Source organism: Variovorax sp. FW301-JW7 (genome assembly GCF_058788795.1).
On record NZ_JBYTBC010000006.1, the window covers coordinates 365,373 to 383,271 of the forward strand.

Annotated in this window: 21 protein-coding genes; 8 read left to right on the forward strand and 13 right to left on the reverse strand. The window is 69.6% G+C overall.

The genetic code is table 11. From position 1 onward, the window contains the following. Window positions 1–43 precede the first annotated feature (43 nt). The 3 genes from trmD to rpsP are packed head-to-tail and all read right to left on the reverse strand — an operon-like array spanning window position 44 to window position 1,640. Complete coding sequence (gene trmD / locus AC3WQM_RS19105; RefSeq protein WP_492680875.1) at window positions 44–790, reverse strand: tRNA (guanosine(37)-N1)-methyltransferase TrmD; 747 nt, start codon at window positions 788–790, stop codon at window positions 44–46. 16 nt (window positions 791–806) lie between these two features. Then, window positions 807–1,361: a ribosome maturation factor RimM gene (rimM, locus tag AC3WQM_RS19110; protein ID WP_159275690.1), complete on the reverse strand. Its 555-nt coding sequence runs from the start codon at window positions 1,359–1,361 to the stop codon at window positions 807–809. A gap of 15 nt (window positions 1,362–1,376) precedes the next feature. Then, window positions 1,377–1,640, reverse strand: a complete 264-nt coding sequence (gene rpsP, locus AC3WQM_RS19115) for a 30S ribosomal protein S16 (RefSeq protein ID WP_070062321.1) — start codon at window positions 1,638–1,640, stop codon at window positions 1,377–1,379. 179 nt (window positions 1,641–1,819) lie between these two features. Between rpsP and AC3WQM_RS19120 the strand changes: the two genes are divergently transcribed. Next, the gene (locus tag AC3WQM_RS19120; RefSeq protein WP_492680877.1) at window positions 1,820–2,344 is read left to right on the forward strand and encodes a GNAT family N-acetyltransferase; all 525 of its coding nucleotides are present in this window, start codon (window positions 1,820–1,822) and stop codon (window positions 2,342–2,344) included. 8 nt (window positions 2,345–2,352) lie between these two features. Beyond that, entirely contained in the window at window positions 2,353–2,799 is a 447-nt protein-coding gene (locus tag AC3WQM_RS19125; RefSeq protein ID WP_070062592.1) for a TM2 domain-containing protein, read from the forward strand. 138 nt (window positions 2,800–2,937) lie between these two features. Here AC3WQM_RS19125 and AC3WQM_RS19130 read toward each other — a convergent pair whose 3' ends face one another. The 6 genes from AC3WQM_RS19130 to hda form a co-directional block, all read right to left on the reverse strand. Next, a complete protein-coding gene (locus AC3WQM_RS19130; protein ID WP_070062319.1) occupies window positions 2,938–3,948 on the reverse strand; it encodes an inorganic phosphate transporter in 1,011 nt (336 codons plus the stop codon). A gap of 16 nt (window positions 3,949–3,964) precedes the next feature. Then, the gene (locus tag AC3WQM_RS19135; protein WP_056571891.1) at window positions 3,965–4,609 is read right to left on the reverse strand and encodes a DUF47 domain-containing protein; all 645 of its coding nucleotides are present in this window, start codon (window positions 4,607–4,609) and stop codon (window positions 3,965–3,967) included. A 125-nt stretch (window positions 4,610–4,734) separates the two neighbouring features. After that, window positions 4,735–5,346 carry a trimeric intracellular cation channel family protein gene (locus AC3WQM_RS19140; protein WP_492680879.1) on the reverse strand — a complete coding sequence of 204 codons (612 nt, stop codon included), beginning with the start codon at window positions 5,344–5,346 and terminating at the stop codon, window positions 4,735–4,737. A 5-nt stretch (window positions 5,347–5,351) separates the two neighbouring features. After that, window positions 5,352–5,987 (reverse strand): 2-amino-4-hydroxy-6-hydroxymethyldihydropteridine diphosphokinase, encoded by a 636-nt coding sequence (gene folK, locus AC3WQM_RS19145; protein WP_492680881.1) that lies wholly within the window; start codon window positions 5,985–5,987, stop codon window positions 5,352–5,354. Continuing rightward, window positions 5,984–7,624 (reverse strand): polynucleotide adenylyltransferase PcnB, encoded by a 1,641-nt coding sequence (pcnB, locus tag AC3WQM_RS19150; RefSeq protein WP_492680883.1) that lies wholly within the window; start codon window positions 7,622–7,624, stop codon window positions 5,984–5,986. The genes folK and pcnB overlap by 4 nt, the downstream gene beginning before the upstream one ends. Before the next feature lie 38 nt (window positions 7,625–7,662). Then, on the reverse strand, window positions 7,663–8,352 hold the full coding sequence (gene hda / locus AC3WQM_RS19155; protein ID WP_056571899.1) for a DnaA regulatory inactivator Hda: 690 nt from the start codon (window positions 8,350–8,352) through the stop codon (window positions 7,663–7,665). A gap of 152 nt (window positions 8,353–8,504) precedes the next feature. On the opposite strand from hda, the gene purM reads away from it, so the two are divergent. The 5 genes from purM (at window position 8,505) to AC3WQM_RS19180 (ending at window position 12,943) form a co-directional block, all read left to right on the forward strand. Then, a complete protein-coding gene (gene purM, locus AC3WQM_RS19160; RefSeq protein WP_062475090.1) occupies window positions 8,505–9,545 on the forward strand; it encodes a phosphoribosylformylglycinamidine cyclo-ligase in 1,041 nt (346 codons plus the stop codon). A 49-nt stretch (window positions 9,546–9,594) separates the two neighbouring features. Then, window positions 9,595–10,665, forward strand: coding sequence for an AI-2E family transporter (locus tag AC3WQM_RS19165; protein WP_489058021.1), 1,071 nt, complete (start codon window positions 9,595–9,597; stop codon window positions 10,663–10,665). A gap of 111 nt (window positions 10,666–10,776) precedes the next feature. Further along, window positions 10,777–11,349: an isochorismatase family protein gene (locus AC3WQM_RS19170; RefSeq protein ID WP_492680885.1), complete on the forward strand. Its 573-nt coding sequence runs from the start codon at window positions 10,777–10,779 to the stop codon at window positions 11,347–11,349. Beyond that, the gene (locus AC3WQM_RS19175) at window positions 11,346–11,975 is read left to right on the forward strand and encodes a DJ-1/PfpI family protein (protein WP_492680887.1); all 630 of its coding nucleotides are present in this window, start codon (window positions 11,346–11,348) and stop codon (window positions 11,973–11,975) included. Before AC3WQM_RS19170 ends, AC3WQM_RS19175 begins: the two co-directional genes overlap by 4 nt. Continuing rightward, a complete protein-coding gene (locus AC3WQM_RS19180; RefSeq protein WP_492680889.1) occupies window positions 11,945–12,943 on the forward strand; it encodes a GlxA family transcriptional regulator in 999 nt (332 codons plus the stop codon). The genes AC3WQM_RS19175 and AC3WQM_RS19180 overlap by 31 nt, the downstream gene beginning before the upstream one ends. On the opposite strand, the gene AC3WQM_RS19185 is transcribed toward AC3WQM_RS19180, so the two are convergent. Further along, window positions 12,937–14,544: a M14 family metallopeptidase gene (locus tag AC3WQM_RS19185; RefSeq protein WP_492680891.1), complete on the reverse strand. Its 1,608-nt coding sequence runs from the start codon at window positions 14,542–14,544 to the stop codon at window positions 12,937–12,939. The two genes, AC3WQM_RS19180 and AC3WQM_RS19185, sit on opposite strands and share 7 nt — an antisense overlap. Window positions 14,545–14,590: 46 nt before the next feature. Further along, window positions 14,591–15,883 carry an RNA polymerase sigma factor gene (locus AC3WQM_RS19190; protein WP_492680893.1) on the reverse strand — a complete coding sequence of 431 codons (1,293 nt, stop codon included), beginning with the start codon at window positions 15,881–15,883 and terminating at the stop codon, window positions 14,591–14,593. Window positions 15,884–16,023: 140 nt separating this feature from the next. Here AC3WQM_RS19190 and AC3WQM_RS19195 point away from each other — a divergent pair, with 140 nt between their 5' ends. Continuing rightward, the gene (locus AC3WQM_RS19195) at window positions 16,024–16,917 is read left to right on the forward strand and encodes a formylglycine-generating enzyme family protein (RefSeq protein WP_492680943.1); all 894 of its coding nucleotides are present in this window, start codon (window positions 16,024–16,026) and stop codon (window positions 16,915–16,917) included. 13 nt (window positions 16,918–16,930) lie between these two features. Here AC3WQM_RS19195 and AC3WQM_RS19200 read toward each other — a convergent pair whose 3' ends face one another. Continuing rightward, a complete protein-coding gene (locus AC3WQM_RS19200; protein WP_095950563.1) occupies window positions 16,931–17,350 on the reverse strand; it encodes a YciI family protein in 420 nt (139 codons plus the stop codon). Window positions 17,351–17,381: 31 nt separating this feature from the next. Next, window positions 17,382–17,804, reverse strand: coding sequence for a YciI family protein (locus tag AC3WQM_RS19205; protein WP_492680895.1), 423 nt, complete (start codon window positions 17,802–17,804; stop codon window positions 17,382–17,384). Window positions 17,805–17,899: the final 95 nt, after the last annotated feature.

The window sequence follows — 17,899 nt, forward strand, 5'->3', positions numbered from 1 at the left end:
AAGAAACCGGGCGCGGCCGGACAGAGGATCGGGGAACCGCGGATTATAGCTTTTTTTTCAGCGCGGCCTCATCGGCCTTGTTCAGCTTGCCGGCCGCCCGTGCGGCATCGATCAGTTCGGGGCGCCGCGCGGCCGTGATGGCCAGGCGCTGGTCGCGCCGCCAGCGCTCGATCTGCGCATGGTGACCCGAGAGCAGCGGCGCCGGAACGCCCTGCCCGTTCCACTGCTCGGGCCGGGTGTAGTGCGGGCAATCGAGCAGGCCGTCTAGCGCCGGGTTGAAGCTGTCCTGTACGTGGCTGGCCTCGTCGCCCAGCACGCCGGGCTGCAGGCGGGCCACGGCGTCGAGCAAGGCCATGGCCGCGATCTCGCCACCCGACAGCACGAAGTCGCCGAGGCTGATCTGGTGCGTGACGCGCGCGTCGATGAAACGCTGGTCGATGCCTTCATAGCGTCCGCAGACCAGCACCGCGCCCTCGCTCGCCGACCAGCGCTCGACGGCCTCGTGGCGCAGCGCCTCGCCGATGGGCGAGAACAGCACCACCGGCGCCGGTGCACCGCGAGCAGCCAGCGCGGCATCGAGACAGGCCGTCAGCGGCTCCGCCATCATCACCATGCCGGGTCCGCCGCCGAAGGGGCGGTCGTCCACGCGCTTGTAGTTGCCCTGCGCGAAATCGCGCGGATTCCACAGCACGACCTCGACCTGCTTCGATTCGTAGGCGCGGCGCGTCACGCCGCTGGCCATGAAGGGCGCGAACAGTTCGGGAAAAAGCGTGAGGACGTCGAAGCGCATGCGCGCGCGGCCCGGGTCAGAACTCGGGTTGCCAGTCGACCGTGATGAGGCGGCCGGGCAGGTCGACCTTGTCGACGAAGACCGAGACGAACGGCACCATGCGCTCGATGGTCTTGCCGTCTTCTTCGGCCGTCAGCACCAGCGTGGTCTGCGGGCCGGTGGCGAGCAGTTCGCGCACCGCACCGAGCACGACACCTTCGCGGTTGACGACCGACAGGCCGATCAGGTCGACCCAGTAGTACTCGTCGTCGCCGGCGGTCGGAAAGCTCGAGCGCGGCACGAACACGCGCGCGCCGCGAAGCGCCTCGGCCGCGTTGCGGTCGGGCACATCCTCGGACGAGGCGACGATGCAGTCGGAATGTTCTTTGGCTTCGCGAACCGCGAGCCGAAAAGCGGCAGGTGTGGAGGCTCCGGGAGCCTGCAGGAACCAGCGCTTGGAAGAAAAAAGCGCCTCCGGTTGGGCGCTGTGGGGCAGGACCTTGAACCAGCCCTTGATGCCCCAGGCATCGGCGATGCGTCCGACCTCGATCGCATCCGCCGGCAGTTCGGCGGCTTCGAGTGTGGGCAACATCGCCGTGCGGGCGGCTTAGGCGGCCGCCGCGGGAGCCGCAGCAGCGGCTTGCTTGATCAGGCGCAGCACCGTGGGCGAAGCCTGGGCACCGACGCTCTTCCAGTACGCGAGGCGGTCCTGGGCGATGCGGATGCTTTCTTCGTTTTCCTTGGCGGTCGGGTTGTAGAAACCCAGACGCTCGATGAAGCGACCATCGCGGCGAACGCGCTTGTCCGACACGACGATATTGAAGAACGGACGGCCTTTGGAGCCGCCGCGGGAGAGTCGAATGACGACCATGATTTATCCTTGGGTGGTCAGCGAGCCAGTTCAAATAGAAAGAGGCCCGCTCACGATGTTCTTCCAGCGTCGAGACACGCGACATGGCCACCCGGCCAGCGCACGCTGAAAAGCCCACGATTATAGCCCGACCCGGGTTTTTCTCCGAATTCCGGCCCCGCGCCGCCTGCCCCACCCGCATGACCCTCACCATCCGCCCCAGCCGCGACGAAGACATCGCAGCCATCACGGCCATCTATGCCCACCACGTGCTGCACGGCACCGGCACCTTCGAAACCGAGCCTCCGTCGGAGGCCGACATGACCACCCGGCGGGCCGACGTACTGGGCAAGAACCTGCCCTACCTCGTGGCCGAAGAAAACGGCGAAGTGTTGGGTTTTGCCTACTGCAACTGGTTCAAGCCGCGTCCGGCCTACCGGTTTTCGGCTGAAGACTCGATCTACATGTCCGACGCCGCACGCGGCAAGGGCCTGGGCGCGCAGCTGCTTGCGGCGCTCTCGCAGGCGGCCGAAGCGGTCGGCGTGCGCAAGCTGATCGCGGTGATCGGCGACTCGGCCAACGCGGGCTCGGTCGGCGTGCATCGCAGCCAGGGCTTCACGCACGTGGGCGTGCTGAAGGACTGCGGCTGGAAATTCGACGCCTGGCGCGACGTGGTCCTGATGGAAAAAGTACTCGGCGAAGGCAGCCGCACCAAACCCGAATGATGAAGAAGATGAAAAGCAAAACCGTGGCCGCCTGGCTCTCCTTCCTCGGTGGCCCGCTGGGCCTGCACCGCTTCTACCTGCGCGGCATGGGCGACTGGCTCGGCTGGTTACTGCCCATCCCTACCGCGCTGGGCATCTACGGCATCGAGCGCTTGCGCATGTACGGCGTGGACGACGGCGTGAGCTGGGCGCTGATTCCGCTGCTCGGCTTCACGATCGCGGGCTGCGCGTTGATGGCGATCATCTACGGCCTGATGACGCCCGAGAAATGGAATGCCCGCTTCAACGCCGGCGCAGCGCCCGACGCCGCACCGGGCCAGACCAACTGGCTCACGATCGGTGCCGTGGTGGCGTCTTTGTTCTTCGGCAGCTCGATCCTGATGGCGAGCATCGTGTACAGCTTCCAGCACTACTTCGAGCACCAGATCGAAGAGGGCCGCAAGATTTCACAGTAACTGTTGCTCGCCCCCAGGGCTGCGCGCACTTCGTGTCGCTTCGCCAACCCCCTACCGGGGGCGGGCCGGCCGCTTCGGGCGGCCGTGCGCGGCGGCCCCCACAAATGAAGAAGAGACAGCGCGCGCTGCTTCAGCGCCTTAGAAAATCTGCCAGCTGAACCAGTAAGCCATCGCCGCCACAAAGGCCGAGGCGGGAATGGTCAGGATCCAGGCCCAGACGATGTTCCCCGCCACGCCCCAGCGCACTGCGCTGGCGCGCTGCGTGGAACCGACGCCGACGATGGCGCCCGTGATCGTGTGCGTGGTCGACACCGGAATGCCCAGCGCGGTGGCCAGGAACAGGGTCAGCGCCCCGCCGGTTTCGGCGCAGAAGCCGCCCACGGGCTTGAGCTTGGTGATCTTCTGGCCCATGGTCTTCACGATGCGCCAGCCGCCGAACATGGTGCCCAGCGCGATCGCGGCGTAGCAGCTCACGATGACCCAGGTCGGCGGCACCGCGTCGCTGGTCGAGGCATAGCCGGTGGCGATCAACAGCATCCAGATGATGCCGATGGTCTTCTGTGCGTCATTGCCGCCGTGGCCCAGGCTGTAAGCGCCGGCCGAGACCAACTGCAATCGCCGGAACCACCGGTCCACGCGGGACGGCGTGGCGCGCCGGAAGCCCCAGGCCACCACGATCATCATCAGCGAGCCCAGCAGGAAGCCCAGCAGCGGCGACACGAAGATGAAGGCCACGGTCTTCCAGATGCCCGAGGCCACGAGGCCGCTGGTGCCCGTCTTGGCGATCACGGCACCCACGATGCCGCCGATCAGCGCGTGCGACGAGCTGCTCGGGATGCCGTAGTACCAGGTGACGAGGTTCCAGCTGATGGCGCCGATGAGCGCCCCGAACACCACGTGCACGTCGACCACCCCGGGCTGGGCGATGCCCTTGCCCACGGTGGCTGCCACGCTCAGGTGGAAGACGAAGATCGCGATCAGGTTGAAGAAAGCCGCGAACACCACGGCCTGGCCCGGCTTGAGCACGCCGGTGGAGACCACCGTCGCGATCGAATTGGCGGCATCGTGGAAGCCGTTCATGAAGTCGAACAGGATCGCGAGCGCGACCAGCACCACCACCACCCAGAGGGCGACCTGCACCGTTGTCATCGGTTGCTACCCGTTTTCAGGAATTCTCGAGGACGATGCCCTCGATCACGTTGGCCACGTCCTCGCACTTGTCGGTGATCGTCTCGAGCAGTTCGTAGATCGCCTTGAGCTTGATGACCTCGCGCACGTCCGGCTCTTCGCGGAACAGCTTGCTCATGGCGCTGCGCATCACGCGGTCGGCGTCGGATTCGAGGCGGTCGATTTCCTCGCAGGTCTTGAGCGTGGCCTCGGCCACGGCCGGGTCGGCGATCTTGCCGAGGTACTTGACGGCGTCCTTGAGGCGGTCGCAGCACTTCACACTCAGGGCCGTGAGGCGCACGATCTCGTCGGTCATGTGGCGCACGTCGTACAGCGCCATGGTCTCGGCCGAGTCCTGGATCAGGTCGGCCACGTCGTCCATCGTGTTGATGAGCTTGTGGATCTGCTCGCGGTCGATGGGCGTGATGAAGGTCTTGTGGATCAGGCGGTTGACGTCGTGCGTCACGCGGTCGGCCGCGCGCTCGGCGTTGTCGACGTCGCGGTTGTACTGTTCGCGCAGGTGCACGTCCGCATAGTGGGTGACGAGCTGCTCGAAAGCACGCGCCGCCTCCACGATGCGCTCGGCATGCTGGTTGAACATTTCAAAAAAATTGCCCTCTCGGGGCAGCAGCTTGCCGAACATGGAAAAACTCCTGGGACGCGCCAATCACAATTTCATGACGCCTTCGTGAAAACTTCCCGAGTTTAACGGGCGCGACCGGAACGACCGGTCGGGCCGAGCTTCGAACCCCCGCTCTGCAGGCCCACTCAGGCCGGCAACCGCAGCACCGGCAGGTGCCAGCCGCCGTAGATGCCGCCCAGCCGCAGCGCCACGATCAGCAGCACGCCCACATGGAACGCCCAGCGGCGCGGCATGCCCGCAACCTGCAACAGCAGGTAGGTCGCAATGCCCGCGATGGCGGCCGAGCCGTAGATGCCGCTGCTCAGCAGCAGCGGGATGCGGGCGGTGAACACATCGCGCAGCAGGCCGCCGGCCGCGCCGGTCATGGTGCCGACGAGCATGACGATGGGAGCCGGCAGCCGCCGCTCCTCGGCCACCTGCGCGCCGGTGATGGCGAACAGGCCGAGCCCCAGCGCATCGGCCACGGCCAGCGCGTGCTCGGGCAGCGGCATCAGGTGGACCCATGCGATGGTGAACACCGCCGACGCCAGGATCACATACACATAGCGGGTGTCGTGGATCCAGAACACCGGGTGACGGCCGAGCAGCAGGTCGCGCAGCGTGCCGCCGCCGACCGCGGTGACCGAGGCGATCACCAGCACCCCCAGCCAGTCGAGGCCGGCATGGCCGGCCGCCAGTGCCCCACTGACCGCGAAGACCGCCACACCGGCGAGATCGAGGACGTAGAGCAGCGGCACGACCGTCAGACGATGCGCTTGACCACCTGGCCCGTGACACGTGCCAGTGCGGCACGCGGCACCTTGTCGGGTGCAATTTCGGCGAGCGGCTTCAACACGAAGGCGCGCTCGCGCATGCGGGGGTGCGGCAGGGTCAGCGCCGGCGTGTCGATCACCGAATTGCCGTGCATCAGCAGATCGAGATCGAGCGTGCGCGGCGCATTGGGAAAGGGCCGCTCACGGCCGGCCAGCGTCTCGAGGCGTTGCAATGCCACCAGGAACTGCTCGGCATCGAGGCCGGTGCGCACGGCGACCACGGCATTGATGAAATCGGGACCTTCGGCATCCACCGGCTCGCTGCGATACAGCGACGAACGGGCCGTGACCTGGGTGCGCTGCAGCGCGCCGATCGCGGCCATGGCGGCCTTCACGGCCGCCTCGGCATCGCCCAGGTTGGCGCCGATGGCAACGAAGGCCTGCACGGTCGGGTAGTCCTCGCGCGGACCGCGTGGACGCGAAGGCGCGCGGCGCGCGGGCGGGCCGCTCTTGCCAGCAGCCGATGGCGGCTTGCCTGCGGCGCGGGGCGCGGGCTTGCTCCCTTTGGCTGCCTTGGCGGCTGCAGGGCTCTTCTTGCCGTCCTGCGGCCGGTCGGTTGCGCTCATTCGCCTGCGGCGCTCCCGCCGCCCTCGCTGCCGCCACCGCCACCGCTACCGCCGCCCACCGGGCGCGGCTTGCGCCGGCGCTTGCGCTTGCGCGGGGCCGCTGCTTCGCCATCCGGCGGCACGGCGTCGGCCTCGATGTCGGGTCCGTCGCCGTCGTCCGACTCTGCAGCGGCTTGTTTCTGACGCGCCGGTTGTTCGCTGCGCGGCTTGGGCGCAGCGACCGGATCGCGCAGGCGCACGCGCTGGCGCACCTTCTGTTCTTCGCGCACCTGTTCGAGCAGGTCCTGGCGGCGCAGGTCGTCGGCGGTGCTGAACTCCTGCCACCACTCGGCGATGGCCTCGCCGACTTCGCCCACGTCGGCACGCAGGCGCATGAAGTCGAAGGCTGCGCGGAAGCGCGCCTGCTCGACCAGGCTGTAGGGCGTGGAGCCGGTGCGCTTGTCGAAGCGCGGCTGCATCATCCAGATCTCGCGCATGTCGGCGGCCAGCTTGCCGCGGCCCGACACGTCGCCGATGCGCGAATTGAACACATCGTCGATGGCGTCCTGCAGCGCCGGGAACGGCGGTTGCGGGCGCTGGCCGTGGCGGCCTTCCTGGCGCTGGGCCCAGCCGTCGCGCACGTCGGCCCACAGCACGCAGGCCAGCAGGAAGCTGGGCGCCACGGGCTTGCCTTCGCCGACGCGGCGGTCGGTGTCCTGCAGGGCGGCCTTCACGAAGGGCTGGTCGGCGCGCTCCACCACCACATCGAGCAGCGGATAGATGCCGGTGGCGAGCCCCAGCTTGCGCAGCTGCTCGACCGTGGCGATGGCATGGCCGGTCTGCAGCAGCTTGAGCATTTCGTCGAACATGCGGCTTTGCGGCACGTCGGCCAGCAGCTTGCTCGACTCGATGAGCGGTGCGGCGGTCTTGGCCTCCATCTTGAAACCGAGCGCGGCGAGCTTGGCCGAGAAGCGGATCGCGCGAATGATGCGCACCGGGTCTTCGCGGTAGCGCGTGACCGGGTCGCCGATCATGCGCAGCGTGAGCTTCTGGGCGTCCTTGATGCCGTTGTGATAGTCGACCACGACCTGGTTGGCCGGGTCGTAGTACATGGCGTTGACGGTGAAGTCGCGGCGCGCCGCGTCCTCTTCCTGCGGGCCCCAGACGTTGTCGCGCAGCACGCGGCCACTGGCGTCCACGGCGTGCTTCATGCTCGCGAGCTCGCCCTTGCTGGTGCGTTCGTTGCCGGCCACCTGCTCGGCAGCGGCGTTGTCCATGTAGGCACGGAAGGTCGAGACCTCGATCACCTCGTGCTCGCGGCCGCGGCCGTACACCACGTGCACGATGCGAAAGCGCCGGCCGATGATGAAGGCACGGCGGAACAGCGACTTGACCTGCTCGGGCGTGGCGTTGGTGGCCACGTCGAAATCTTTCGGCCGCAGGCCCAGCAGCAGGTCGCGCACCGCGCCGCCCACCACGTAGGCCTCGTAGCCGGCCTGCTGCAGCGTGGTGACCACGTTCTTCGCGCGTTCGTCGACCAGGGCAGGATCGATCTTGTGAACCTCTGCCGGCACCTCCTGGCGCTTGCCGAAGCGGCTCTTGCCCTGTGCGCTGCCGGCGGACTTGCCGAGCAGCTTGTCGATGAATTTCTTGATCATTGGTTGTTTTTCGAGGAGGAGCAGACGCTTCTTCTTATTTATTCGTTTTCGAGCATGGAGCGGATCAGCGGAATGGTGATCGCGCGTTGGGTCTGCAGGGCGTAGCCGTCGAGCTGCGAGAGCAGCTCCATCAGGCTGCCCAGGTCGCGGCTGAAGCGGTGCAGCATGAAGTCGAGCACGTCGTCGGACAGCATCACGCCGCGCGCGTCGGCCGCCTGGCGCAGCACCGCGCGGCGTTCGCTTTCGCTGAGCACCTGCAGGTGGAACACATGGCCCCAGCCGAGGCGGGTGCGCAGGTCTTCGCGCAGCGGCAGGTCGGCCGGCGGCAAGGCGCCGGCGGCGACCACGCCGCGCTGCAGGGTCTGTGCGTTGACGAACCAGTTGAAGGCCGCGTGCTGCTGCACCGCGGTGTAGAGGTGGACGTCGTCGAGCAGGACGGCGCCCCAGCGCTCGTCGAACTCGGGCGGCTCCAGCAGGCCGGCGTGCAGCCAGCCCACGCTGGCGCCCTGCTCGGCCAGTGCGACACGCACGGATTCGAGCAGGTGGGTCTTGCCACTGCCGCTGTCGCCCCAGAGGTAGGTCGGCACCGGCGAGTGCAGCGCAGGGCTGCCGTCGGCGCCGCCCACCCACACTTGCAGGTGTCGCAGCGCCGCCTCGTTGGGGCCGGCAAAAAAGGCGTCGAAGCTGGGGCCCGTCGCAATGCCGATATCGAGCGCGAGCTGTTTCATCCCGGGAAGGTTCATGGAGGGGGCCCGGAGGGCCCTTAAAATCGTGAGGAATTCTATCGGCCCGGCCGCCTCGGTCGCCGGCGCCTCCCCTGCCCGCCCTTCCTCGCCGCTTCGCGAACCTTTTCGCTCCTTCTTCTCGACACCGCCCGCCCATGACCTCCTCCACGCCCACCCCGCTCAGCTACAAGGACGCCGGTGTCGATATCGACGCAGGCGACGCCCTGGTCGACCGCATCAAGCCGCTGGCGAAGAAAACCATGCGCGAAGGCGTGCTGGCCGGCATCGGCGGCTTCGGCGCCCTGTTCGAAGTGCCCAAGCGCTACAAGGAGCCGGTGCTGGTGAGCGGCACCGACGGCGTGGGCACCAAGCTCAAGCTGGCTTTCGAATGGAACATGCACGACACGGTCGGCATCGACCTCGTGGCCATGAGCGTCAACGACGTGCTGGTGCAAGGCGCCGAGCCCCTGTTCTTCCTGGATTACTTCGCCTGCGGCAAGCTCGACGTGGACACGGCCGCGGCCGTGGTCGGCGGCATCGCCCGCGGCTGCGAAATCTCCGGCTGCGCCCTCATCGGCGGCGAAACCGCCGAAATGCCCGGCATGTACCCGGCCGGCGAGTACGACCTGGCCGGCTTTGCGGTCGGCGCGGTCGAAAAGTCGAAGATCCTCACCGGCCAGAACGTCAAGCCCGGCGACGTGGTGCTGGGCCTGGCCTCGGCCGGCGTGCATTCCAACGGTTTCAGCCTCGTGCGCAAGGTGATCGAACGTGCCGGCGCCGACCTGCCCGCCACCCTCGACGGCAAGCCCTTCCGCGAAGCCGTGATGGAACCCACCCACCTGTACGTGAAGCCCGTGCTCGAAGCGCTGGGCAAGCACCCGATCAAGGCGCTGGCCCACATCACCGGCGGCGGCCTGCTCGAGAACATCCCGCGCGTGCTGCCCGAAGGCACCGCCGCCCACCTGAAGAAGGGCAGCTGGCCCCAGACCGAGCTCTTCGCCTGGCTGCAGAAGGTGGCCGGCATCGACGACATCGAGATGAACCGCACCTTCAACAACGGCATCGGAATGGTCGTGGTGATCGACGCGGCCGAAGCCGCCGCCTGCGCCGCCACGCTGCGCGCCGCCGGCGAATCGGTGCACGAGATCGGCGTGATCGCCGAGCGCGGCGACGGCGCGGCCGTGGTCGTCGCCTGATCGCGCGCCCTTTCTTTTTTCTTTCCTCACCGCACGCCCCGCTCCCTGGATGGCCAAGCCGCTGCCCGACGCCACCCTCGCCGCCCCGCCCCAGGCCGCAACCTCCCGCCACGTGACACTGGCCAGCTACCTGCTGATGCTCGCGGGGCTGATGCTCGTGATGTGGCAGCACCTGCTGCCGGGGCTGCTGTGCGTGTGCATCGGCTTCCTCGTCGCGCGCTGGTTCGCCCGGCTGCTGGGCGGCTGGCTGTCGCGCCTGAAGCCCCTGCGTTCCGGCGCCGACGGGCTGGCCCGGGTGGTGGCGGTCACGCTGGTGCTGCTGGGCCCCATCGGCCTGGTCACGCTGGGGTTCTCGCAGGCGCGTGAATACGTGCTCGATGCGCCCGACCAGTACCGCGAACTGCTCGACTACACGGCCCGCACGGTGCTCGAACTGCGCTCCAAGCTGCCGGCCGACATCGCCGTCTACCTGCCCGAGGGCGCGGCCGAGGTGCAACGCATCGTCGCCAACTACCTGCGCACGCAGGCCGGCTCGCTCGCCATGGCCGGGCGCGCCTGGCTGGGCGGACTGCTGTTCGCCTACGTGGGGTTGATCATCGGCGCGCTGGCCGCCGTGGCGCCGGCGCCGGCCCAGCGCCGGCCGCTGGCGCAGCAGATGTTCCAGCGCATCACCACCTTCGGCGAGGCCTTCGGCCAGATCGTGGCGGCGCAGTTCTGGATCGCCGCCTTCAACACGCTGCTGACCGCGATCTTCCTGCTGTTCCTGATGCCGCTGTGGGGCCTTGAACTGCCCTACACGCCCGCCCTCATCACCCTGACCTTCGTGGCCGGGCTGGTACCGATCGTGGGCAACCTGGTCTGCAACTCGGTGATCACGCTGGTGGCGCTGTCGGTGTCGCCGGTCACGGCCGCGGCCTGCCTGGGCTTCCTGATCCTGATCCACAAGGCCGAGTACGTGATCAACGCCAAGGTGGTCGGCGCGCGCACGCAGATGCGCGTGTGGGAGCTGCTGTCGGTGATGTTCGTGGCCGAGGCGGTGTTCGGCCCGGCCGGGCTGGTGGCGGCGCCGCTGTACTACGCGTACCTGAAAAAAGAACTGCACGCGGGCGGCCTGGTCTAGGGCCCGGCGATGTCCTGATCTGATCGGTTCCGGTCCGCATCGGCGCGGACGAAGCGCTGGTGGCGGCCAAGAATAGGCGGCATCATCCACTTTGCCTTGCCCGCCTCCGCCATGACCACCTGTCTGATTGTGATCGACGCCCAGGAATCGTTTCGCCACCGCCCCTACTGGAACGCCGCCCTGCTCGCGCCCTACCTCGAGGCCCAGAACGCGCTGATCGCCGGCGCCGTGGCGGCCGGACTGCCCGTCGTGCGCGTCTTCCACGTCGACGCGCCGCAGGCCGCTTCCAACCCCTTCGCGGTCGAATCGGGCCATGTGCGCCCGATCGACGGCCTCGCGCCTTTCGAGGCAGCCGCCACCTTCACCAAGCACCGCCACAGCGCGCTGGTGAACAGCGGCCTCGATGTGTGGCTCACGCAGCACGGCATCCGCCGCCTGATCGTGAGCGGCATCCGCACCGAGCAATGCTGCGAAACCACCACGCGCCACGCCTCGGACCTGGGCTGGGAGGTCGACTACGTGACCGACGCCACCCTCACCTTCGACATGGTGCAGCCCGACGGCCGGCCGCTGTCGGCCGCCGACATCAAGGCGCGCACCGCGACCGTGCTGGACGGGCGCTTCGCCACGGTCTGCAGCGTGGCGCAGGCGCTTGAGCGCGCCATGGAAGGCGCGACGACATGACCCCGCTGCGCGTGCGCATCCTGGCCTACGACGGTGTCGAGGCGCTCGATTTCGCCGGCCCCTTCGAGGTCTTCACCACCGCCGCCCGCGTCCACCAGCGCCTGCAGCCGGGAGCGCCGGCGCCGTTCGAGGTGGCCTCGGTCGCCCACACCCGCGCCGGGGAACCGGTGCAGGCGCGCGCCGGCCTGCGGCTGCTCGCCGACCACACGCTGGCCGACGCTGCCGCAGCCGCCGACGTGCTGGTCGTCCCCGGCGGCGTGGTCGACGCACCCATGGCGAGCCCCGACACCCTGCGCTGGATCGCCCGGTGCGCGACCGGCGCGCAGCTGATCGCCTCGGTCTGCACCGGCGTCTTCCTGCTGGCGCAAAGCGGCGTCGTGACGCGCGAGGCGGTCACCACGCACTGGGAAGACCTCGCCGACCTGCGCGCCCAATTCCCGCAGCTCGACGTGCGCGACGGCGTGCGCTGGGTCGACACCGGCCGCATCGTCAGCTCGGCCGGCATCAGCGCGGGCATCGACATGAGCCTGCACCTGGTCGAACGCCTGGCCGGACGCGAACTGGCCGAGCGAACCGCGCGCCAGATGGACTACACATGGACCCGCAACGAGCCCCCCTCCGCGTAGTCTTCGTGCTCCTGCCCGACAGCCTGGTGCTCGACTGGGCCGGACCGGCCGAGGCGCTGCGCATCGCCAACCAGCGGCTGCGCGCGGCGGGCCAACCCGAGCGCTTCGTCATCGAATTCGCGGGGCCGCGGCCCACCATGAGGGGCTCGGTCGGCGTCGCGCTTTCGGGGCTGTCGCCGCTGCCGACGCAGTGGGACGGCCCCGGCTGGGTGGTGCTGGTCGGCCTGCCGGGCGACACCATCGCGACCGACACGCCCGAGGCGCAGGACCTGCTGCACTGGCTGCGCGGCCAGCGCTTCACGCGCGGCGGCGTCGAGCTGGTCACGGTCTGCGCGGGCGCCCTGCTCGCGGCGCATGCAGGCGCGCTCGCGGGCCGGCGCGTCACCACGCACCACCATCACCTGGACGAGCTGCGCGCCGTGGAGCCGCGCTGCGAGGTGGTGAGCAACCGCGTGTTCGTGATCGACCCGCCGGTCTACAGCAGCGCGGGCGTCACGACGGGCATCGACCTGATGCTGCACCGCATCGCCGACACCTGCGGCGAGGCGCTGGCGGCCCAGGTGGCGCAGGCGATGGTGGTGGCGCTGCGGCGCGGCCCGCACGACCCGGAGCTGTCGCCCTTTCTCGCCTACCGCAACCACCTGCACGCAGCGCTGCACCGGGTGCAGGACGCGGTCAGCGAACAACCGCAGGCCGACTGGAGCGTGCCGCGCATGGCCGAGGTCGCCCACACCTCGGCGCGGCACCTGACGCGGCTGTTCGTCGAGCATGCGGGCGTGGCGCCGCTGGCCTACCTGCGCCGGCTGCGGCTGGCCGCCGCGCAACTGGCGCTGGCCTCGGGCGCCAGCGTGACGCGGGCGGCCGAGCTGTCGGGCTTCGGCTCGGACACGCAGCTGCGCCGCGCATGGCATCAGTTCGGGTTGCCGGGCTCGCCTTCCGAAGGTACGTCGCTGCAGCGCGCTCAGTGAAGCACGCCCGCGGGCGCCGGCCCCGGCACGCGCAGCAGCCTGTCGTTCCCGATCTCGAGCAGCCGGTTCGCCGCGTAGCTGTTCTGCGAATCGGGCTCCAGCGCCGCACTGACCAGCGGCGACAGCGGCTGCGCCAGCGACACGTAGAAGCTGCCCGGCGGCACCACCGCGCGGCCGGTGCGCAGACGCACGCGGAAGGTGCGGATCGCCTCGCCGTCTTCGATGGCGCCGCGCGCATCCTGGCGCTGGCCGTCGGTCTGCGACAGGATTTCATAGCGCTCCACCTGCCAGGGCGCCGCGTTGTCGATGCGCGCCACATGCACGCCCAGCATCTGCAGACGCTGCACGGTCGTCGCCTCGCTGGACGCCAGCAGGTAGCCGCACGGACGCGGGCGGGCATTGACGACCTTCAGCGGATCGGCCGCGCGCCATTCGACCTCGATGGCCTTGTCTTCGGCACTCTTCGCGTCGAGAAAGTCGAGGCGCTGCCGCGTCGTGGTCTGCCACGCCTCGACCACCACATCGCCGCGGCAAGCCTCGGCCGCGGCACGCTGGCCAGCCTGTGCGGTGAGCTGCTTCAGCGCCGGCCCCTGGCGCGCCGCCGTCTCGATGACCGTGGCAGCCGCCAGCACCTGGGTGTGAACGCGGCGCGCGAAATGCGCGCGGCCGAGCCCCACGCCGCGCACCTCGAGCAGCAGGCTCACGGCCTGGCGCAGCCCGCTCACATTGCGGCCGGTGTCGGGCTGCACGCCGCCCATCGACACCGAGAGATCGCTGGCCTTGCCCGCGGCGGTCGTGTGGTACTTGAAGCCCTGCAGGCCCTCGCGTGCGAAGGCGGCCTGGATCGCCTCCACGTAGTCGCGCTGCGCGCTCCCGGCGATGGCGGCGTCGAGGTTGCCCACGGTCGCGGGCTGCAGCAGGCCGTCGTAACGCATGACGGCACCGAACTTGTCGATCCACCGGCCACCGACCGTGAACTCGTGCAGGTCGAGCACCACCTGCGGTGCGTAGCGCAGCATGGCGCCCGCGAGCAGGCGCGCCTCGGGCGTGCGCAGCAGCAGATGGTCGCGGTTCACGTCGATGCCGTTGGCCGTGACGCGCGTGAAGTGCTCGGCGCCGTCGGGGTTGCCGCGCGGCAGCAGCACGAGGTTCACCTTCTGCAGCAGCGCGGTGTCGGGTCCGCTGGCGAATTTCTGCGCGAGCGCCAGCACGGCCTCGCCGCCCGCGGGCTCGTTGCCGTGCTGCTGGCCGATCACCATCACCGTCGGCCGCGACGGATCGAAGCGGCCCTGGTCGGCGAGCAACACCAGCGGCATCTCGCGCCCCTGCTGCGACACGCCCAGCCGCTCGACGCGCACATGCGGCGACTGGCGCGCGAGGTCGTCCAGAAAGGCGAGCACTTCGGCGTGCGAAGGAAAGTCGGTGCGGCCGGCGCGCAAGCCCGGCGTGGCGTAGCTCACGCCGGGGTCGGGAAAGCGCGCCGCGATGGCGGGCGGCTCGACCCACACCTTGGCGGGATCGAACTGGGCCTGGGCCGGCCATGCGGCCAGCAGGGCCAGGCCGAGGGCGCACGAGGAACGGAGCAAGGGAAGACGAGGCATGGCGCGCATTCTCCTTGCGCGCAGCGGCGCCGCCTTCAGCACCGGTTCAGCCCTCGACCCGGCAGGCCTCGGCGCGCGCCCGCAGCAGCGCCTGCTCGCGCGTGTTGCGCGTGAGCAAGGCGGCACGCTGGAACTCCCGGCGCGCCTCGTCGCGGCGGCCCAGCTTGAAGAGCAGGTCGCCGCGCACGGTCGGCAGCAGGTGGTAGCCCTTCAGCGCGGGCTCGTCCTGCAGCGCATCGACCACCTCCAGCCCGGCCGCCGGCCCGAAGGCCATCGACAGCGCGACCGCGCGGTTCAGCTCGACGATGGGCGACGGCGACAGCGCGGCCAGCGCGTCGTACAGCGCCGCGATGCGGGCCCAGTCGGTCTCGCCCGCGGTGCGCGCACGGGCGTGGCAGGCGGCGATGGCGGCCTGCAATGCGTAGGGGCCGAGCGCGCCGCCCAGCGCTTCGGCGCGCGCCAACGCGGCCAGGCCGCGGCGGATCAACAGCGGGTCCCAGCGCGCGCGGTTCTGGTCGAGCAGCAGCACCGGCTCGCCCGAGGCGCCCACGCGCGCGGCGGTGCGCGAGGCCTGGATTTCCATCAGCGCGACCAGCCCGTGCACCTCGGCTTCGCCGGGCACCAGCTCGGCCACGATGCGGCCCAGGCGCAGCGCCTCGTCGCACAACGCGGGGCGCATCCAGTCGTCGCCGGCGGTGGCCGAGTAGCCCTCGTTGAAGATCAGGTAGAGCACCTCGAGCACCGAGGCCAGCCGGGCCTCGAGCTCGTGGCGGCGCGGCACCTCGAAGGGCACGCGCGCTTCGGCCAGCGTGCGCTTGGCACGCACGATGCGCTGCGCCACGGTGGCCTCGGGTACCAGAAAGGCGCGCGCGATCTCATCGGTCGTGAGGCCGCCCATCAGCCGCAAGGTGAGCGCCACGCGCGCCTCGGTCGAGAGCACGGGGTGGCAGGCGGTGAACACGAGGCGCAGCAGGTCGTCGCCGATGTCGTCGTCGAGCGCCGCATCCACCGCCTGCGCGAAATCGGCCTGGGCCATGGCGTGCAGCGCGTCCAGTTCGCGGCCGATCTCGGGCGCCTTGCGCTCGGCCAGCTGCACGTGGCGCAGGCGGTCGAGGGCGCGGTGCTTGGCCACCTGCGTGAGCCAGGCGGCGGGGTTGTCGGGCACGCCGTCGACGGGCCACTGCTCGAGCGCGGCCACCAGCGCGTCCTGCGCCAGCTCTTCGGCCAGGCCCACATCGCGCACCTTGCGCGCGAGCGCGGCGATGATCTTCGCGGACTCGATGCGCCAGACCGCCTCGATGGCGCGGTGGATGGCGGCGGCGTTCTGGCCGTCGCTCATGCGACCCCTACGGTCGATGCGCCAGATAGCATGCAGCCATGACACCACGCCTCGTCTTGTTGAGCCTGGGTTTCGCGTTCGGCTTCGCCTGCAGCGGCGTCAGGGCGGATGGCCCCGCCGTGGAACGCAACAGCCTCGGCATGGCCTTCGTGCGATTGCCGGCCGGCGAATTCCTCATGGGCAGCGACGAGGCGCCCGAGGCGCTGGCACGCGACTACCCCGAGTTGCCGAAGGAACGCTTCACCCAGCTGGCCGACGAAGGGCCGGTGCACCGGGTGCGCATCACGCGGGCGTTCTGGATGGGGCAGCACGAGGTGACGGTGGGCCAGTTCCGGCGCTTCCTCGAGGCCTCGGGCCACGTGCCCGAATCGGTGGCCGACGGCACCGGCGGCTACGGCTGGCGCGCCGACTACGACCCCGCCACCACGCGGCGCGGCGACGCCTTCGAAGGCCGCGACCCGCGCTACTCGTGGCGCAACCCGGGCTTCGCGCAGGACGACAGCCACCCCGTCGTCAACGTGAGCTGGAACGACGCGCAGGCGCTGGCCGCCTGGCTGAGCAAGACGGAGGGCCGGCGCTACCGCCTGCCGACCGAGGCCGAGTGGGAGTACGCCTGCCGCGCCGGCACGCGCACGCGCTACAGCACGGGGGACGATCCGGCCACGCTGCTGCGCGGGGCGAATGTGTTCGACACGCGCAGCGCCGCGCATTGGCCGCGCTGGCGCGCGATGGCGCTCGCGGGCGACGACGGTTTTGCCTTCACCGCCCCGGTCGGCAGCTTCGCGCCGAACGCCTGGGGCCTCTATGACATGCACGGCAATGCGTGGGAGTGGGTGGCCGACTGGCATGGCGACGAATACTACGCGCGCTCACCGGCCGACGACCCCCAGGGCCCGGCCACGGGCACCGTGCGCGTGCGCCGCGGGGGCTCCTGGCACACCTGGGCCTTCTATGCCCGCTCGTCCTACCGCAACTGGAATGCGCCGGGCACGCGCTACACGCTGGTGGGCATCCGGCTGGTGCGGGACGACTAGGCCCCGCTCACTTTCACTTCTTCAGGGTCTGCTGCATCGACGTGAACTCGCTCGCCACGTCCTGCACCTCGGGCGAGAAGTCTTCGAGTTCCTGCACCTGGCGGATCTCGATGACCTCGTTCTCGCTGCCCGGGCAGCGGCTCGCCCATTCGATGGCCTCGGCGCGCGAAGCGACATCGATCAGCCAGTAGCCGCCCAGCACTTCCTTGGCCTCGGCGAAGGGGCCGTCGACCACCTTCGGCTTGCCGCCCGGAAAGCTCACGCGCGCGCCCATCGACGGCGGGTGCAGGCCCTCGCAGCCGATCAGCACGCCGGCCTTCTGCAGGGACTCGTTGAAGGCCATCATCGACCCCACGCGTTCGACGTCGTCGGGCACGGTGCCGGGCGCCGCGCTTTCGTAGCCGTGGGGAATCATCAGCAGCATGAATCGCATGGTCGCTTCTCCTTGGAAGGGTGGACGGGGTTCAGCGGCCGACCTTGGCAGCGGACTCGGCGCGCAGGCGGTCTTCCTGGGCCAGCAGCTCGGGCGTCATGGCCTCGCCGAAATCGGTGGCCTCGAAGACCTGGCGGATCTCGATCTCGCCTTCCTGGAACGGGCTGCGCTTGATCCACTCGATGGCCTCTTCCTTCGACTTGACCTGCAGCAGCCAAAAGCCCGCGAGCAGTTCCTTGGTCTCGGTGAAGGGGCCGTCGATGACGGTGCGCTTCTTGCCTTCGCAGCGCACGCGCGCGCCCTTGGACGACGGGTGCAGCCCTTCGCCCGCCAGCAGCACGCCGGCCTTGACCAGTTCTTCGTTGAACTGGCCCATCTCGGTCAGTATCTCGGTGCTCGGCATCACGCCGGCTTCAGAATCAGCGTTGGCCTTGACCAGAATCATGAATCGCATGTCGTTTCTCCTGTGGGTTGATGAGGGTCGGGAGACGCCGGAATCTGCGCGCTCCTGTTCACACGTCGCGCGAGCGGGCAACGGATCGACACGAC

Excerpts from the sequence above, each read along its gene's own strand:
- AC3WQM_RS19200 (WP_095950563.1), bottom strand. The coding sequence starts at position 17,350 with ATGCGATTCATGCTGCTGATGATTCCCCACGGCTACGAAAGCGCGGCG.
- AC3WQM_RS19165 (WP_489058021.1), top strand. The coding sequence starts at position 9,595 with ATGGCCAAGCCGCTGCCCGACGCCACCCTCGCCGCCCCGCCCCAGGCC.
- pcnB (WP_492680883.1), bottom strand. The coding sequence starts at position 7,624 with ATGATCAAGAAATTCATCGACAAGCTGCTCGGCAAGTCCGCCGGCAGC.
- AC3WQM_RS19170 (WP_492680885.1), top strand. The coding sequence starts at position 10,777 with ATGACCACCTGTCTGATTGTGATCGACGCCCAGGAATCGTTTCGCCAC.
- purM (WP_062475090.1), top strand. The coding sequence starts at position 8,505 with ATGACCTCCTCCACGCCCACCCCGCTCAGCTACAAGGACGCCGGTGTC.
- AC3WQM_RS19130 (WP_070062319.1), bottom strand. The coding sequence starts at position 3,948 with ATGACAACGGTGCAGGTCGCCCTCTGGGTGGTGGTGGTGCTGGTCGCG.
- AC3WQM_RS19190 (WP_492680893.1), bottom strand. The coding sequence starts at position 15,883 with ATGAGCGACGGCCAGAACGCCGCCGCCATCCACCGCGCCATCGAGGCG.
- rimM (WP_159275690.1), bottom strand. The coding sequence starts at position 1,361 with ATGTTGCCCACACTCGAAGCCGCCGAACTGCCGGCGGATGCGATCGAG.
- AC3WQM_RS19125 (WP_070062592.1), top strand. The coding sequence starts at position 2,353 with ATGAAAAGCAAAACCGTGGCCGCCTGGCTCTCCTTCCTCGGTGGCCCG.
- AC3WQM_RS19135 (WP_056571891.1), bottom strand. The coding sequence starts at position 4,609 with ATGTTCGGCAAGCTGCTGCCCCGAGAGGGCAATTTTTTTGAAATGTTC.
- folK (WP_492680881.1), bottom strand. The coding sequence starts at position 5,987 with ATGAGCGCAACCGACCGGCCGCAGGACGGCAAGAAGAGCCCTGCAGCC.
- AC3WQM_RS19195 (WP_492680943.1), top strand. The coding sequence starts at position 16,024 with ATGGCCTTCGTGCGATTGCCGGCCGGCGAATTCCTCATGGGCAGCGAC.
- AC3WQM_RS19185 (WP_492680891.1), bottom strand. The coding sequence starts at position 14,544 with ATGCCTCGTCTTCCCTTGCTCCGTTCCTCGTGCGCCCTCGGCCTGGCC.
- AC3WQM_RS19205 (WP_492680895.1), bottom strand. The coding sequence starts at position 17,804 with ATGCGATTCATGATTCTGGTCAAGGCCAACGCTGATTCTGAAGCCGGC.
- rpsP (WP_070062321.1), bottom strand. The coding sequence starts at position 1,640 with ATGGTCGTCATTCGACTCTCCCGCGGCGGCTCCAAAGGCCGTCCGTTC.
- AC3WQM_RS19175 (WP_492680887.1), top strand. The coding sequence starts at position 11,346 with ATGACCCCGCTGCGCGTGCGCATCCTGGCCTACGACGGTGTCGAGGCG.
- hda (WP_056571899.1), bottom strand. The coding sequence starts at position 8,352 with ATGAAACAGCTCGCGCTCGATATCGGCATTGCGACGGGCCCCAGCTTC.
- AC3WQM_RS19180 (WP_492680889.1), top strand. The coding sequence starts at position 11,945 with ATGGACCCGCAACGAGCCCCCCTCCGCGTAGTCTTCGTGCTCCTGCCC.
- trmD (WP_492680875.1), bottom strand. The coding sequence starts at position 790 with ATGCGCTTCGACGTCCTCACGCTTTTTCCCGAACTGTTCGCGCCCTTC.
- AC3WQM_RS19120 (WP_492680877.1), top strand. The coding sequence starts at position 1,820 with ATGACCCTCACCATCCGCCCCAGCCGCGACGAAGACATCGCAGCCATC.